We start from the raw sequence: 15,722 nt of genomic DNA on the forward strand, positions 1-15,722 counted from the left end.
AACGTGCGAATGGAAGTTGTCCACATAGGCGGTGGGGAAGGGGATGGGAACCGGTACGGCTGTCTAGCGTGTATTCAAAGGCATAAAGGATTTGCACTTATGACACTGCACTGCACATTAGTGGGCGGCCCGGAGTCACGTCTGAAGGGGCAGCCACTTGAGTTATCGATCGATGCTCCCGACGGCGCAGCGGGGGCCGACATTTGCTGTCAGCTCACACAGAAGTTCGGAACGGGGACAGTCACTGTCGATGGGGAGGACCTGCGATCCGTGCGGTTCGGCTCTCCGCCGCTGGTTACGGGCGCCGTTCTCATCGACGGCGGCGTGCCGGTGCGACGAAAGCAGCGGCGCCGCCCGTCCCAGGAACCGGCTGCTCCGATTGCCCTCGCCGTTCACAGCGGTGCGGGCGCCGGAACAGTGGTATCCCTGCGCCGCGGCACCTACACCATTGGCAGAAGCAACGCCGGGATAGTCATCCCGGACGCAGAGTTGTCCCGGCAGCACGCGCGTCTTGTTGTCACCGAAACGAAGATCATCATCATTGATCTGGACAGTGAGAATGGCACTTACGTGGATGGCCAAAGAATCCGGAACGCTGCCGTCTCCACGGGATCAATGATCCGATGTGGAAACTCAACCATGTCCATGGTATTCACCGATAAGCCGGAAAAGGCACTGTCCGACGCCGGAACATCCGTCCAGGAACCCATCCTTGTACAGGGCCGGCCGGAGTCCGGCAGTCGGACAATCCTCGTCGCCACCGCTGGCCTTCCGTTGGTCATCGGCATCGGACTCGCCGTCTTCACCGGTATGTGGATGTTTCTGGCTTTTGCTGCTGCCTCCGCCCTGGCTCTCCTGGTTCCCGTCATTTCGGGCAGGCGCCAACGGCGGGAGACAGTTGCAGCAGTCAGTGCGGCCGTTGACCAGGACACTCAGCGTCGCCGGGCATCCGGGCCATCGCTCGCCACATTGGTGTTGGCTGCGGAGCGGATGCAGAACATACCAGTCATCCCTTATAACGAGACTGATGCGTGGTTGCGGCTCGGCCAGGCGGAACAGCCCGCCAACGTGAGGCTCGAGCCTGTTGGCACAGGCTGGGAAACTCCCTCAGCTGGAATAGTTCCGGTAGTCCTTGACCTTTCACGTCCCCGATGGGCCTTCCAAGGAACATCAACCCTGGTGGATGGAATGATCAGGGCAATTATCATGCAGCTGGTGGTTTATCCCCGGTGCCGCACCTTGCGCCTCATCATTCATGGGCAAGCGGGGCGGCTCCTGTTGAGCGCACGGTATCTTCCGGGTGTGGCCGTCACAGCATCGGCAGATGCCTGCCGGCGCATCATGGCAGAGGGGGCGAGTGCCGGTGGCCGGCAGGGTGTCCTCCTGATCACCGACACGACGGACGAGGACAGAACCAAGGCCCTTGCCGATGATGCACTGGAGCGTGGGTGGCACGTCCTTGAATTCCTCCCCGCGTGGGCCGGAAAACGGGGCGTTGACGTGGAACTCCTTGAGCGCGGAACGACGCTGCGGCGACCGACCGGCGACGTAGTCTTTGTACCGGATCTCGCACCGGAGGAGGTCTTCAACAAATTTTGCCGACACCTAGCCGCCTCCCCTCGACGGCAGGACAACGAGGAACGGTCAATACCTTCCACCTGCCTGTTGGATGATGTGCTGCCGCACTCTGCCGCTCAAACGGCTGCCCGCTGGGCTTTGAGCATCAAAAGCGCCGGCCTTGCGGCTCCTTTGGGACTCGGGCGCGGTGGGGCAAGGGTCCTGGATTTGCAAGCCGACGGTCCCCACCTCCTGGTGGCCGGCACCACCGGCTCCGGCAAGTCGGAGCTGCTCCGCAGCCTCGCTTTGGCGCTGGCCCTTAGCCATCCACCGGACAGGGTGAGTTTCCTCTTCGTGGATTTCAAGGGCGGCTCGGGACTTGGCCCCCTCCAAGGCCTGGTCCATTGCGTGGGGCTGTTAACGGACCTGGCCAGCTACGAACTGGAGCGCACACTCACCTCGCTTCGTGCTGAAATTCGATTCCGGGAAGAAGCCCTCGCGTCGGCTCGGGTGCCGGACCTTGCCGCCTACAGGTCAACGCCTGCTTCCGAGCACCTGGTAATCCCCCATTTGGTCATCATCATCGACGAATTCCGGATGCTCGTTGATGATGCGCCCGAAGTACTTCGGGAACTGATGCGCATAGCGTCCATCGGCCGGTCCCTCGGCATCCATCTGGTTATGGCTACCCAGAGGCCACAGGGTGCGCTAACCGCGGATATCAGGGCCAATGTCACCTCCAGCATCGCACTGCGGGTGCAGTCCGACATGGAGTCCGTCGACATCATCGGCTCCAAAGAGGCGGCAGCGATCAGCATCGATGCCCCGGGACGGGCTTTCCTGGCCCGGGGAACGGAACGGGCCCAGGAATTCCAGGCAGCAACGACAGGCCTAACACCTATGGAGAGCAGCCTGAATGCCGCCATCACCGTCCAACTCGCCACCGACTACCTCGCGCCCGGCACCGCCGCCGGGGCGGACATGGAACCCCGGACGCCAGCGGAGGCCGCAGGTTCAGTGGTGACGTTGATCCATGATCTTTGGGCCGCGATGAATGGGGAATCTCCAAGGGTGCCGGTTGCCCCTCCCCTGCCGCAGGATGTGCAGGAGCCCCGGCGGGACGCCCCTTCCACTGCTGCGCCTGCTGCTCAGGATGGAAAATTGGCCATCACTCTTGGGCTGATGGACCTGCCGGAGAGACAAAAAGTTCAGCCGCTCGAATGGAAACCAGCCCAGGACAGCCACTTAGCCTTGATCGGCGCTCCCACCTCGGGCGCGGGCGAAGCATTGGAGCTGACTGTGCGCCACGTGCTTGTTCATCAAACCGAAACACACTGCTACTTCCTGGACGGCGCAGGAACTTTTCACTACCTGACTTCCCACGTCCGGGTAGGGGCCCACACCGGCCTTCACGACCTTCGGCGCGCCGTGCGGGTCCTTGAACGCCTGCACCTTGAGTTGGCCCGGCGGCTCAGTCAACGGGACGACCACCCCGTTCCTCTCCTTGTGGTGATTTCGGGATGGGGTTCCTGGGTCTCGGCTTTCAGGTCCCGTCCTCTGGCTTGGGCCGAAGACCTCGTGCAAAATCTTGTCCGGGACGGCGCCCGGGCCGGGATTACTGTCCTGATTTCCGGTGATCGGGAACTGGTCAGCGCCAGGTTCTGCGGTGCGCTGCCGAACCGCCTCTACTTCCCTGCCGGCTCCAACCATGAAAACCGGGTGGCATGGCCCCGAATGCCCTCCACTGCGGCAGTGAAGGGAAGGGCCGTGGTGTTCGGTCCCCTTTCGGGCGGCAGTGCGGCGGTGTGTCAGTTGTACCGGATCGCTTCCGACAGCTCCTGGCACAGTGACCCTGTAGACGGCCCGGCTGAGAGCCCGGCGCCCCGTCCCTTCCGGGTGGAAGCGCTGCCGTCGCGTGTTACGGCAGCCGAAATCCGTTCCATGGTGGCACCCCCGCCTGTTTCCGATGTACCAGGCAATGTCACGTCAGGACCTCCGCCACAAAACATGCTCATCGGAGTCGGGGGTGACGAGTTGTCGCCCGCCTCCTTCCGCTTTCCGTCAGGAGGCGTGGTCGCGGTCCTTGGAGGCCCCGGCAGTGGGAAGACCAACGTCCTGCGGGCGCTGCAGGCACTGAATCCGGCGCACCACTGGCTTTGCCCCGACGCCGGGATCAACGAAGATGACTTCTGGAAGGGGCTGCTGTCACAGGCACTTGCCGGTCAGTTGCCCAAAGGAACAGTATTGCTGGCTGATGACGCCGACTTCCTGTCCCCCGCGGCGATGCACAGCCTTTCCGAACTGCAGGCCTTGGGTCAGCCTATTGTCCTGGCGGCGGGCTACAGTCCCCTGCTCCTTCAGCGCATCCCGCTGGTTATGTCCTCACGCGCCGCCGCGACGGGACTGCTGTTGTCCCCGCGATCCGTCTCGGACGGGGACGTTTTCGGGGTGCGGTTCGAGGTCGAGCCGGTTCCAACTCCCGGGAGGGGAGTTCTCATTACCGGTGGGCGGTCCTGCCCCATCCAGGTGGGCTGGGTTGCGGGCAACTGACGCAGGGCGGTCCGGATCGCCAGGGCCGACAGCGGCTTAAGTCCCTCACAGTGTGGGTGGAGGACTTCCCGTGCGATTGGCATAGCTGATCACCTTGCTGTGGAACAGGAGCACGATGGCGGTAACTGCCGGCAGAAGCATCGCCAATCCAGGGATTACAAGTCCGGCGCTCAGGGTAGGAAACCCGATGGTTAAAACGAACAACTGCGCCACGAGCGCGGCCGCCCGGGTCCAGCGATATCCCCTGTAGAGAAATACAGCTACCGCGTAAAGCCAAACCGCGAACGCGAGCAGGAGCCCGAGCGTAAAAACAGCCCCCCAAAAGGACAGGACGGGACTTCCTGCCACCAGTTGATAGCCATACCAGCCGGCTGCAGCCAGGAGGGCGGTGGCCTCGGCCGCAACAATTAAGGCCACAACGGCTGCTGCGGGCGGCGGCACAACGGCCCCTGCCCCCGCATTGTTGCCCGGCCCCGGCTGGGGCCCTTCCGAAGATGATGGGGACTCTGAGGGGTTTACCGGGGGTCTTGACACACTGGCACCCTACCGGACATAGTCGGACATTGGTGAGGGCCAGTGCCGCCAGTGTGATGTATCGCTCAGCGTTCCGGGTATAACAGGCGTTATTACCCCTTGTTTACATGGCGTTAACATGACAGGCTTGATTCAGATGACCAAGGGGGCCCTGCCGGGCCCTTTTCCTTTGTAGCTACTAGTGAATAATTTCACAAATAGCACTTCCCAGAAATGGAGCAACTGATCAGCATGGATTGGCGTAACCGCGCAGCGTGCCTCGAGAAGGACCCGGAACTGTTCTTTCCCGTCGGAAACACAGGGCCAGCCCTCTTGCAGATCGAGGAAGCCAAGAGCGTCTGCCGCCGGTGCCCAGTAGTGGACACCTGCCTGCAGTGGGCACTTGAGTCGGGCCAGGACGCCGGTGTCTGGGGCGGAATGAGCGAAGACGAGCGCCGCGCCCTGAAGCGTCGGGCAGCCCGCGCACGCCGCGCATCCTGATCGCCTAAAGCAAAAGTCTCCGGCCGCAACCCACAAGGTTGCGGCCGGAGACTTTTAACCCTGCCCGGCTCAGTGACGAGCCGGGCAGGGGATCAAGGCAGCAGACGGGCTACTTGCCGGCCAAACTCAGGAGGATCTGCACGGCCGTGCCGCCCCCCTCCCGTGGTTGCCACTGAATGGTCCCGCCCAGTTCACTGGTCACCAGGGTCCGGACGATCTGCAGGCCAAGCCCTTCAACGTGAGGCGTATCGGGCAGCCCCACACCGTCGTCAGCAATCGTCACAGTGAGTTCCTCGCCGTCGTCGCCCTCAGACCGGTCAGCAATAAGCCACACCGTTCCCGCCCTGCCCTCGAGACCATGTTCCACAGCGTTGGTCACCAGTTCGTTAATGACCAGTGCCAACGGCGTGGCCAAGTCGCTGGGCAGTTCCCCGAACGTTCCCGACCTTTCAGTCCTGACCTGCTGGGAGGGTGAGGCAACCTCTGCCGAAAGCCTGAACTGGCGGCCGATCAGCTCGTCAAAATCGACGCTCTGCGTCAACCCCTGGGACAGGGTTTCATGGACCAGCGCAATGGTGGCAACCCGTCGCATCGCCTGTTCCAGACCCTGCTTTGCTTCCTCGCTGACCATGCGGCGGGACTGCATCCGGAGCAGCGCGGCAACGGTCTGGAGGTTGTTTTTAACCCGGTGGTGGATTTCGCGGATGGTCGCATCCTTGGTGACAAGCTCCATTTCCCGCCGCCTCAACTCCGAAACGTCGCGGCAAAGGACAAGCGCACCAAAGCGCTGCTGCTCGTCCCGGAGCGGAATGGCCCGCAGTGAGAGGCTGACGCCCCGTGATTCGATCTCACTGCGCCACGGCATGCGGCCGGTGACCACCAAGGGCAACGTCTCATCCACCATGCGCCGGTCCTTCAACAGGCTGGCGGTAACCTCGGCCAGTGACCGGCCTTCCAGGGATTCCCCGTCACCCAGGCGCCTGAAAGCCGACACTCCGTTGGGGCTCGCGTACTGCACTATTCCCTCGGCGTCGAGCCGTATCAGCCCGTCCCCCACACGCGGCGCGCCGCGGCGGGACCCGGTGGGCGAGGCAAAGTCCGGCCACAATCCGAGCGTCCCCATACGCAAGAGGTCATAGGCGCACTGGCGGTACGTCAGCTCGAGACGGGACGGCATACGGGAACTGGACAAGTCCATGTGCGTCGTGACCACGGCAAGAGTCCTGCCGTTGCGGACCATGGGTACAGCCTCGACGCGGAGGGCCATATCGCTGCTCCAGTTGGTCTCACTGGAACGCTCAATGGAGCGGCTGTTCCAGGCCTTGTCCACGAGCGGCTGCAGGTCCGACCTGATGCCCTCGCCCACGAAGTCCCCGTGGAAAACCGTGTGCGTGGTGGAAGGCCTGACGTGCGCCAGCGCGACATACCCGTGGTCAGGGTGGGGGAACCACAGCGCCAGGTCGGCGAACGCGAGGTCCGCGACCATCTGCCAGTCCCCCACCAACAAATGCAGCCACTCGGCATCACCCGGCCCGAAATCAGCGTGTTCCCTGATGGGGTCCGTAAAGATTGCCACTGCACCTCCAATTGCGACGCATTGCTTGCTAGCGTCGGACGATTGACCTCAAGAGCCTCAATGCTACCGACAGCGACGCCATATCGTCGGTCTCAAGCGCGTTGACCTCGTCGAACATGCTCTTCGCCCGGCCCAACTGCTCCGCATTCTGGCCCTCCCAGTCCTTCAGCCGGGCCTCCGGGGAATCAGACGCAGCGGTCGACTCAAGCACCGCCGTCGTCATGTCCGCAACAGTGGAATACAGGTCGTCGCGGAGCGCTGCCCTGGCCAACGCCTGCCACCGGTCCTGTCGGGGCAGGCTGCTGATGCGCTCCAGGAGGGAGTCGGCGTGGAAGCGGTTGAAGACGGTGTAGTAAACGGCGGCTATCTCCTCCACCGGATCCTTCCGGATCCGGGCGATCTTCGCGATGTCCAGCAGGACGAAGCTCTCGAAGAGTTCTGCCCAGCGCAGGGCGAGTCCTTCCGGAAGTTCCCATTCGCGTGACTGTTCCAGCCAACCGGCCACGCGTGCCCTGTCGTCGCCGCGCAGGTAGTCCAGCAGTCTGGCGCGCATGGGGTCCACCAGGGGCTTGAACTCGGAGACAACATCAGCGATCGGCCGTGAAACGGTGCCCTGGGTGAGAAGCCAGCGGACTGCGCGGTCAAGCAGGCGCCTCATATCGAGGTGTACAGTACTCCAGTGCTCCGTCGGGAACGATGCCGGCAGGCTGTTCAGCTCCCCCACCATGGCGTCCAGCTCGTAGATCTCCCGCAGTGCCACAAAGGCCTTGGCTACAGCAACCTCACTGGCCGACGTTTCTTCCATGACCCGGAAAGCGAAGGTGATTCCGCCAAGGTTGATCATGTCGTTCGCCAATACCGTGGCGATAATCTCGCGCCGCAGGGGGTGGGTGTCCAGTTCAGCGTCAAAGCGCTCGCGCAACTGCTGCGGGAAGTAGGCCCGCAAGGTCTTCCTGAACCAGGGGTCATCGGCGAGGTTGCTGTCCCGCAGCGCGGACGTCAGCTCGATCTTGGCGTAGGCGGCCAGCACCGAAAGCTCGGGCGAGGTCAAACCCTGCCCCTGCTGCAGCCGTTCCCGCAACACTTCAGTAGTGGGCAGGGCTTCAAGATCCCGGTTCAGGTCGGCCGACTTTTCCAGCCGGTCCATCAGCCGCTCATAGCTGGGGCTCCACTCGGCTACCTTTGTCCGGTCGTTCAGCAGCAGGATGTTCTGGTCAATGTTGTCTTCCAGCACCAGCCGACCCACTTCGTCAGTCATTGAAGCAAGGAATCCAGCGCGTTCTTCCGTCGAAAGCTTCCCGGCAGCGACCATCCGGTCCACGAAGATTTTGATGTTGACTTCGTGGTCCGAGCAGTCGACGCCGGCGGAGTTGTCGATGGCGTCGGTGTTGAGGATGACCCCCTGAAGCGCAGCTTCAATACGGCCGCGTTGTGTCATACCAAGGTTTCCGCCTTCACCCACCACCTTCACGCGCAGATCCTTGCCGTCAACGCGGATGGCATCATTGGCCTTGTCCCCCACTGAGGCGTTGGACTCGGTGCTGGCCTTGACGTAGGTCCCGATTCCGCCGTTGTAGAGCAGATCCGCCGGGGCGAGGAGAATTGCCCGCAAGAGCTCCGGCGGGCTGAGTTCCGTAGTATCGGCGGGAAGCCCCAGTGCGGCGCGGACCTGCGGGGAGACCGGGATCGACTTGACTTGCCGGGGAAAGACCCCGCCGCCTTCACTGATAAGTGATTTGTCGTAGTCATCCCAGGAAGACCGCGGCAGCTCAAACAGCCTCTGCCGCTCGACAAACGAGGTCTCCTCATCCGGGTTGGGGTCCAGGAAGATGTGGCGGTGGTCGAAGGCCGCAAGGAGGCGGATGTGCCGTGAGAGCAGCATGCCGTTGCCGAAGACGTCGCCGGACATATCCCCCACGCCAACCACGGTGAACGGCTGGGTTTGCGTGTCCAGGTCGAGTTCGCTGAAGTGGCGCTTCACGGATTCCCAGGCGCCCCGGGCAGTGATGCCCATCGCCTTGTGGTCATAACCGACGGAGCCGCCTGACGCAAACGCATCGCCCAGCCAGAATCCGTATTCAGCGGCCAGGCCGTTGGCGATGTCGGAGAATGTCGCAGTTCCCTTGTCGGCAGCGACCACCAGGTAGGAATCGTCGTCGTCGTGCCTGACGAGGTTCGACGGCGGGACCAGCCGTTCGCTGTCGCCTTCCGTCACGAGGTTGTCGGTCAGGTCAAGCAGACCCCGGATAAACGTCTTGTAGCTCTCGACCCCTTCCGCCATCCAGGCAGAGCGGTCGACGGCGGGATCCGGCAGCCGTTTCGCGAAGAAACCTCCCTTCGCTCCGGTTGGCACGATGACCGCGTTCTTGACGGTCTGTGCCTTGACGAGGCCGAGGACTTCCGTGCGGAAATCCTCCCGGCGGTCCGACCAGCGCAGTCCGCCACGGGCCACCTTGCCGAAACGAAGGTGGACGCCCTCGACCCGGGGCGAGTAAACCCAGATCTCGAACATGGGACGCGGGAAGGGCAAGCCTTCGATCCGGGCCGGATCGAGCTTGAAGCTCAGGTGGGGCTTGTTCTGGTAGTAGTTGGTCCGGAGCGTCGCTTCGATCAGGTTGACGAAGGTGCGCAGGACCCTGTCGGCGTCGAGCGTTGCAACCTTCTCAATGGAAGCGGCCAACTCCTGGCGCACGGACTCCTGGGCGTCCAACCGCTCGTCGTCGCTCAGGGCAGGATCGAAACGGACGGCGAAGAGTGCGCTCAAGCCCCTGGTGACGTCTGCGTTTGCCAGCAGGGTGTCCGCCATAAAGCCAAAGGAATTGGTATTGCCCATCTGGCGCATGTAGCGCGCGTAGGCCCGAAGCACGGTGATCTGCCGCCACTGCAAACCCTCCCGCAGGACCAGCCGGTCGAACGCGTCCGACTCAGCGGCTCCGGTGACCGCCGCTCCGAAGGAGTCAGCGAGCAGTTCGCCGGTGGACAACGGGTCAACTCCGGCGGGGTACTTCAGGCCCAGGTCGTAGAGGAAGAAGTCACGGCGGTCCGCTGTCTCAATCTCGAAAGGCCGCTCGTCCAGGACCTCAAGCCCCAGGTTATGGAAGTAGGGAAGAATCTGGCTGAGACTTTTGGGTTCCAGCATGTAGAGCTTGACGCGGGCGTCTTCCTCGAGCGTTGCGCCGGCTCCTTCCGGGAGGTAGACGTGGACACCTGGCCGCTCCTGGCGTGCGCCCACCGCCCGCTCTGCGGCCGCCCCGTACTTCTCGAAGCGTGCGATGTCCTCCAAGGCATCTTCCACTTCGTAGTCCACCCGGTAGCTCGCCGGGAACGCTTCTGCCCAGATAGCAGCAAGTTCCTTGGCTTCTGCGGGGTCCTGCCCCTCCCGCAGGACCTCGACGATGCCTTCGCTCCAGGAGCGGGCAGCCCGCACGAGCCGCTTCTCAAGCTCCTCAGTGTTGACGTGGCTGACGTCAGCGTTCTTTGGCAGGCGGATGCGGAAGAAGAGCCGGGCAAGTGCCGACTCCGTCATGCGCGCCTCGTAATCGATGGACACGGCCTGGAACGTCTCGCGGAGTTCCTGCTCAATGCGAAGCCGGACATTGGTGGTGTATCGGTCACGTGGAAGGTAGACGACGGCGGACATAAACCGTCCGTAAATGTCAGGACGCAGGAACAGTCGGGTACGGCGGCGCTCCTGCAGTTTCTGGATCCCCAGGGCGGTGGCAGCCAAATCCGGGACTTCGATCTGGAAGAGTTCGTCCCGGGGGTAGGTTTCGAGGATTCCCAGCAGGTCCTTGCCCGAGTGCGAATCCGGCGGAAAACCGGCACTCCGGAGTACAGCGTCGACCTTTTCGCGAACAATCGGGATGTTCCGGACGGAGCCGGTGTAGGCGCTGGTGGCAAAGAGTCCAATAAAGCGGCGCTCCCCGTTGACATTCCCGGCCCCGTCAAAGCTCTTGACCCCAATGTAGTCAAGGTATGCCGACCGGTGAACGGTGGAACGGGAGTTGGCCTTGGTGATAATCAGGGCCCTCTTTTCCCGTGCCTTCTTCCGGCCGGTGTCGGTCAGGTGCTGAATATGCGGCGAGTCGGCGGCCGTCCGCAAAAGGCCCAGCCCGCTGTCCTCGCGGAGCTCAAGGACGTCCTCGCCGTCCACCGTCACCAGGTCGTACTCGCGGTACCCCAGGAAGGTGAAATTGCCGTCGTCAAGCCAGCGCAGGAGGTCCTTCGCCTGCCGCAACTCCGCGATCTGGGCCGGGTTGGCCACCTGGTCCAGGCTTTCGGAGATCTGCCGGGCCTTTTGGCGCATTTTAGGCCAATCCTCAACGGCTGCACGGACATCATTGAGGACGCGCGTAAGTCCTTCAAGCAGGGAGGCTTTGGCTTCTTCGGATACGCGGTTAATTTCGACGGCGATCCAGGACTCCATGTGCGAGGCGTGCTCACCCTGCGCGATGAGGTGGGACAGGCTGGGCATGGCGGCCGTATCACCACTTGAGATCCCCAGGTGCGCGGGGACCCTGTTCACCTTGACCAGTTCGCCGCTTTCCCTGTTGCGCGTGGCTACGAACAGCGGGTGAACCACCAGCTTGATGGCAGCATGCTGGCGGACAAGCTCCGCATTGACGGAATCGACCAGGAACGGCATGTCGTCCGTGACGACGAAGACCACGCTGCTGTCTTCCTCATCCACGATGGCTATTTGCGCCTGGCCGGGGCGCCGCACGCTTGCAACCTCACGGTGGCTGGACGCCCGGGCCACGAGTACTTCCCGGGGGTAGCTCCGGGCATCCTCCTCGGCCAGATGCTGGTAGTAGTCCCCGATAAAGCCTTCAAGGCCTTCAATCGAAAGGGGCTGATCCTCCACGCTGGATCCAGACGACATCGACACACGCCTCCATCACAAGATATTTGCCGCTCCGTTGCAGCTCTTATGGCGAGCCTAGTCCTTTGCCCGGCGCCCTGCTGTGGAAGAAAAGACAGAGGATTTTGCTTTTTGCTGGACGGATGCACAAACAAGCTCGCGGACCGCGAGGCGGAGGGCTGAATCGGGGGCGGCCTCAAGCAGCAGCGAGCCGGCCAACAGGGCGGCGTCCGCGGCCACCGCGTCATGGGGCAGGAAGGCCTTGAGCCCGAAGGCGGGACCATATCTTTCCCAGGCGTCCCGCAACTGCCGTTCCGGGCCCCTGCCGACGGACGAAGCACGAACCTTGTTCATCACCACGATGGGGGACGCCTGGGGCACTGCCGCCTCCAGTTCCGCAAGACCCCGCACAAGTCGCGGCACTCCTACGGGATCGGCGGCGCCGACGGCGTATATCGTATCGGCAAGCTCAAGCGGGCGCAGGGCGGAGGCATTCCGGCGGGGGGCCATCGTGTCGAAGCTCAGTTCTTCATCTGCCTCAAGGCAGAAGCCCGTATCAACGACGACGACGTCAGCAATTTGCCGGGCCCGCTGCAGGACCAGTGCAAGGGCGGGCGCCCGGAGCTCAGTCCAGCGGTCAGCGCGGGTAATGCCGGTAAGCACTTTAAAGGTCCCCGACGCCGTGGCAACAGAAGCCGCAATTTTCTGGAGGGCGGCACCGTCCAGGGTTCCCTGGTCCGCCAGCCGGCACGCCTGCGCCAAACCTGCCGATTCGTCCAGCAAACCCAGCACCGCGGCCATGCTGGCACCATAACTGTCGGCGTCAACGAGGATGACCTGCTTTCCTTCAGCAGCCAGTTCGCCGGCAATATTGGCCGCAAGCATGGTACGTCCCGGGGATCCCACGGGACCCCAAACCGCAATAATCCTTCCCGCGCCGGGTCCGTCAGGAGCGGCCGGGGGTTCAGCGGGGAACGACTTAAGGGCGGCGCCGGTATCAGCCGGTGAGCTCCGCGTGACCGGTTGAGGGCCTGCCCCCGTCAATTGGTTCACCGCGTCGGCGATGCGGTCGGACAATTCTGCAGATTCGACTCCGGTCAGTGCGGAGGAGACGCCGATCTTCCGCAGACGGCCCGCTTCATCGGCGTTATCAGTCAACGCGATGATGGCCACTCCCACTGCTCCCAGCCTGTCCACCAAAGAGGCCGTCAGTCCCTCGGAGCCTTTCGCCACCACGGCGGCACGCGCAAGTCCGCTTTGGCACGCGGCGAGAAGCTCCGGAAGCTCGGCGCACCTCCTGACCACGGTAACCGGTCCATGCAGCCGTTCAAGTCCGCCGACCAGATCCTCCCGGCTTTGACCCACGGTGATTACCGGAATGTTCATCGGGCGCCGCCACCCGGGTTCCAGACAACCGAAATCTTGGCCTTATTCGCCTGCGCGCCGAGCAAAGCGGGCATCCGACTGTCCTCCACCAGGACCATCAGGACAGTTGTTTTGGTGGACCCTAAAGCAGTGGAACCAGCCGTTACCTCAGAGATTTCGGCGCCCGGAAGCAAAAGCTTTGGTTCGCTGAACCCGTTCTTGGCATCGGGCTGTGCAACCCAAACGTCCACCCTCGCGCCCTCTACCGCCTGTGACGGAAGCGTCTCGTCAATGGTCAGCGCGACTGGTTTGCGGTCCAGCTTGTCCACCTCACCAAGACTCCCCCGGGGAACAAGATGGTCCTTGCCGATCCGCTGCACGGCCACTACGCCTTCGGGCAGGCCGGACTCCACGGGAATGTAATGTTGCTCTGCTTCACCCAGGCGCACCTTCGCTCTGACCACATTCTCGGGGGTCAGCGCTTCCCCCACGCCGATGCCGTCGCGTGCCGCATAAACTTCCGTGGTCCTGTCTGCACTGCTGACGAGGAAGATCACTCCGGCTACGGACACCAGGACCAGGAGAACGCCCATCAGCAGCCGGGGATCCCTCCAGGATGGGCGCTTCAGACGTGCCACCCCGGCAGACGAATCAGGAACCATGGCGTTTCTCCCCCTATTTTGCGCCGGCGTGCCCACTGTGACCGGACAACTTATTGTTGCGGCATGGGGGCAGGAACAAAAGTCATTGGAGCAAACGAGCCTAATCTGTGGATAACAACGGCAAACCTGCTCATCTGGTGGCAAAATGAATACATGCCCAGGTTTCTCACACTCGCGGACGTCGCCGAGCAGCTCCAGATCAATTCTCCTGCCGCATACGCCCTGGTGCGAAGCGGCGAATTGAAGGCTATCCAGGTCGGCGGAAGGGGCCAGTGGCGGGTCGAAGAGAAAATGCTGGAGCAGTACATCCAGGAACGGTATGCCGAGGCAAGCCGGATGATCCAGGAGTCCAAGTCCAAGTCCGTCTGACCACACACCGGCCTGCCGGATAGTTCAGCCTTGAGCCTCGCTGCTAAAGGTCGTCGCTGGGCCGCCGTGACCTGACCGCGGCCAGTGCCGCGAACGGGATAGTTGAAACCTGGCTGACCAGGTGGCTGCGTCGAGCCTCACCCGGGATAACGGCAGCCAGATCTATGTAATCCTTTCCTACCCTGTCGATGACGCCTTCCAGGCGGAAGCTGCCGGCGGCCGTCCCCAAGGTAACTGTCAGCTCCGTCCGGTTCCTCGCGAGGCCGCGCAAGGAGTGGGCGAGCCCAATCGCACGTCGCACCGCCGACACCTCGGCAAGCGACAGCCGGCCCAGGCCGACATAGCGCGCTGCCGCCGCATATGGAACGAGGATCTGGTGCTGATCCTCGTCAAGCACCAGTGCGTCCGCACCGGCATGGGACAGCGTCCCCCGGACTGATTCGCCACACACAAGGATGACATCCAGGCGGCAGCCGAGCGCCGCGCGCAGCCTGTCGGCCAACTCGATGTTCACCATTTCGATTCTTGTTCGCTCGCTGATTTCCGCATCGAGCGAGAGCCGGTCCGCTTCAGCGAGCTGGCTTTCCATGTCGTTGAAGAGTGAATCCCAGCGCATTCGGCAAGCGTAAGATCCCGCCCGCTGCCCGGTCAACAGCAGATATTCCTTCTCTCCAGTCTCTGGACAAAACGAAGCAAGCAGGAGCAAACTAGGAAAGACATACACAAACGACATCAAACGGCATCAACGAGGTTCTAATGGCAAACAATGGTGAGAGCGGAATCAGAACTGATGCCATAGTCGCGGGAGGTTTGCTGCTGCTGGGTTTCCTGCTTTCCCTGATCGGAGCAGGACTTGTGGGCCAATGGCAGAACACGGCCGCCCGGAACCAGACGTTCAGGGTGGAGGACCTGCTGGGGGCCGCCGCAGCCACGGCCGGGGCAGGTCTTCTCCTTTGGTGGATCATCTCCCTAATGTGTGCCGCCGCCGGTCTGCTGCTGGAGAAGCATGGTAACGCCAGGGCGGCCGCCGTGACCCGCAGAATGTCTCCAGCCTTCATGCGGCGCCTGGTGGTTGCCGCTGTTTCCGTCCAACTGCTGTCCGGTCCGGCCGCACAGGCAGCAGGCCCAGTACCGGGTCCGCAGTGGTCGCCGACCGGCGGGCAGGAGACCTCCGCGCCTGCCGCAACAGGAAATGAGCCAGCCGTCCCCGCAACCCAGGAACACGAGACCTCTGAGCCTGACAACCCGATTATGGAAGCCTCTTCCCCTGAGGGCCTCAACGGTGGGGCCCTGGAGCTTACACCCGTAACGGGGGACCCGCTGGAACAGATACCGGCGGACCACGCATCGCGCCTTGAACCGGCCCCTGTAGACGGACTTCCCGTATCCGACAAGCTCCCTGCAGCCCGGCCGGCTCCGCGGTCAACAATTCATCCGGGCTGGCAGCCGTCGGCGCCGGTAGTGGAGCCCGGATTGTTGGCCGCACCTCCCGTCCGCAGTCAATCCAGCCTCCATCAGGAGACCGGCCGGCAACCCGGGTTTGTGGCTGTCCTTGCCGGGGACAGCCTGTGGGACATCGTGGCACACCATCTGGGGCCCCAAGCGTCGGACGTGGACATCGCACTCGAGTGGCCGCGATGGTACGAGGCCAACAAAGCCCTGATCGGCCAGAACCCGGACGTACTTCTCCCGGGACAAGTCCTGCTGCCGCCTCCAACCGCGTAACCATCCACCGATGCTCCTGGCGGACGTCCTGCCGGCTGCAAAC

Annotated in this window: 10 protein-coding genes; 4 read left to right on the forward strand and 6 right to left on the reverse strand. The window is 63.0% G+C overall.

The window, feature by feature from the left end:
- Positions 1-270: 270 nt before the first annotated feature.
- On the forward strand, positions 271-4,107 hold the full coding sequence (locus NXY83_RS13165; protein ID WP_258802659.1) for an FtsK/SpoIIIE domain-containing protein: 3,837 nt from the start codon (positions 271-273) through the stop codon (positions 4,105-4,107).
- A gap of 45 nt (positions 4,108-4,152) precedes the next feature.
- Here NXY83_RS13165 and NXY83_RS13170 read toward each other — a convergent pair whose 3' ends face one another.
- Positions 4,153-4,524, reverse strand: a complete 372-nt coding sequence (locus NXY83_RS13170) for a hypothetical protein (protein ID WP_397427213.1) — start codon at positions 4,522-4,524, stop codon at positions 4,153-4,155.
- A gap of 348 nt (positions 4,525-4,872) precedes the next feature.
- Here NXY83_RS13170 and NXY83_RS13175 point away from each other — a divergent pair, with 348 nt between their 5' ends.
- Positions 4,873-5,121: a WhiB family transcriptional regulator gene (locus tag NXY83_RS13175; RefSeq protein WP_015937605.1), complete on the forward strand. Its 249-nt coding sequence runs from the start codon at positions 4,873-4,875 to the stop codon at positions 5,119-5,121.
- Between the two features lie 109 nt (positions 5,122-5,230).
- Here the strand turns inward: NXY83_RS13175 and NXY83_RS13180 are convergent, their stop codons facing one another.
- The 4 genes from NXY83_RS13180 to NXY83_RS13195 are packed head-to-tail and all read right to left on the reverse strand — an operon-like array spanning position 5,231 to position 13,585.
- Complete coding sequence (locus tag NXY83_RS13180; protein ID WP_258802661.1) at positions 5,231-6,697, reverse strand: sensor histidine kinase; 1,467 nt, start codon at positions 6,695-6,697, stop codon at positions 5,231-5,233.
- A gap of 28 nt (positions 6,698-6,725) precedes the next feature.
- The gene (locus NXY83_RS13185; protein WP_258802662.1) at positions 6,726-11,579 is read right to left on the reverse strand and encodes an NAD-glutamate dehydrogenase; all 4,854 of its coding nucleotides are present in this window, start codon (positions 11,577-11,579) and stop codon (positions 6,726-6,728) included.
- 57 nt (positions 11,580-11,636) lie between these two features.
- Complete coding sequence (locus NXY83_RS13190; protein ID WP_258802663.1) at positions 11,637-12,944, reverse strand: AAA family ATPase; 1,308 nt, start codon at positions 12,942-12,944, stop codon at positions 11,637-11,639.
- Positions 12,941-13,585 (reverse strand): hypothetical protein, encoded by a 645-nt coding sequence (locus NXY83_RS13195; RefSeq protein ID WP_258802664.1) that lies wholly within the window; start codon positions 13,583-13,585, stop codon positions 12,941-12,943. The genes NXY83_RS13190 and NXY83_RS13195 overlap by 4 nt, the downstream gene beginning before the upstream one ends.
- Before the next feature lie 153 nt (positions 13,586-13,738).
- Between NXY83_RS13195 and NXY83_RS13200 the strand changes: the two genes are divergently transcribed.
- Positions 13,739-13,954 carry a helix-turn-helix domain-containing protein gene (locus tag NXY83_RS13200; RefSeq protein WP_138132165.1) on the forward strand — a complete coding sequence of 72 codons (216 nt, stop codon included), beginning with the start codon at positions 13,739-13,741 and terminating at the stop codon, positions 13,952-13,954.
- Between the two features lie 43 nt (positions 13,955-13,997).
- Here NXY83_RS13200 and NXY83_RS13205 read toward each other — a convergent pair whose 3' ends face one another.
- Entirely contained in the window at positions 13,998-14,570 is a 573-nt protein-coding gene (locus NXY83_RS13205; protein ID WP_258802665.1) for a hypothetical protein, read from the reverse strand.
- Positions 14,571-14,710: 140 nt separating this feature from the next.
- Between NXY83_RS13205 and NXY83_RS13210 the strand changes: the two genes are divergently transcribed.
- Positions 14,711-15,679 (forward strand): LysM peptidoglycan-binding domain-containing protein, encoded by a 969-nt coding sequence (locus NXY83_RS13210; RefSeq protein WP_258802666.1) that lies wholly within the window; start codon positions 14,711-14,713, stop codon positions 15,677-15,679.
- The last annotated feature ends 43 nt before the right edge of the window (positions 15,680-15,722 follow it).

The organism is Pseudarthrobacter sp. NS4 (assembly GCF_024758005.1).
Lineage (GTDB): Bacteria > Actinomycetota > Actinomycetes > Actinomycetales > Micrococcaceae > Arthrobacter.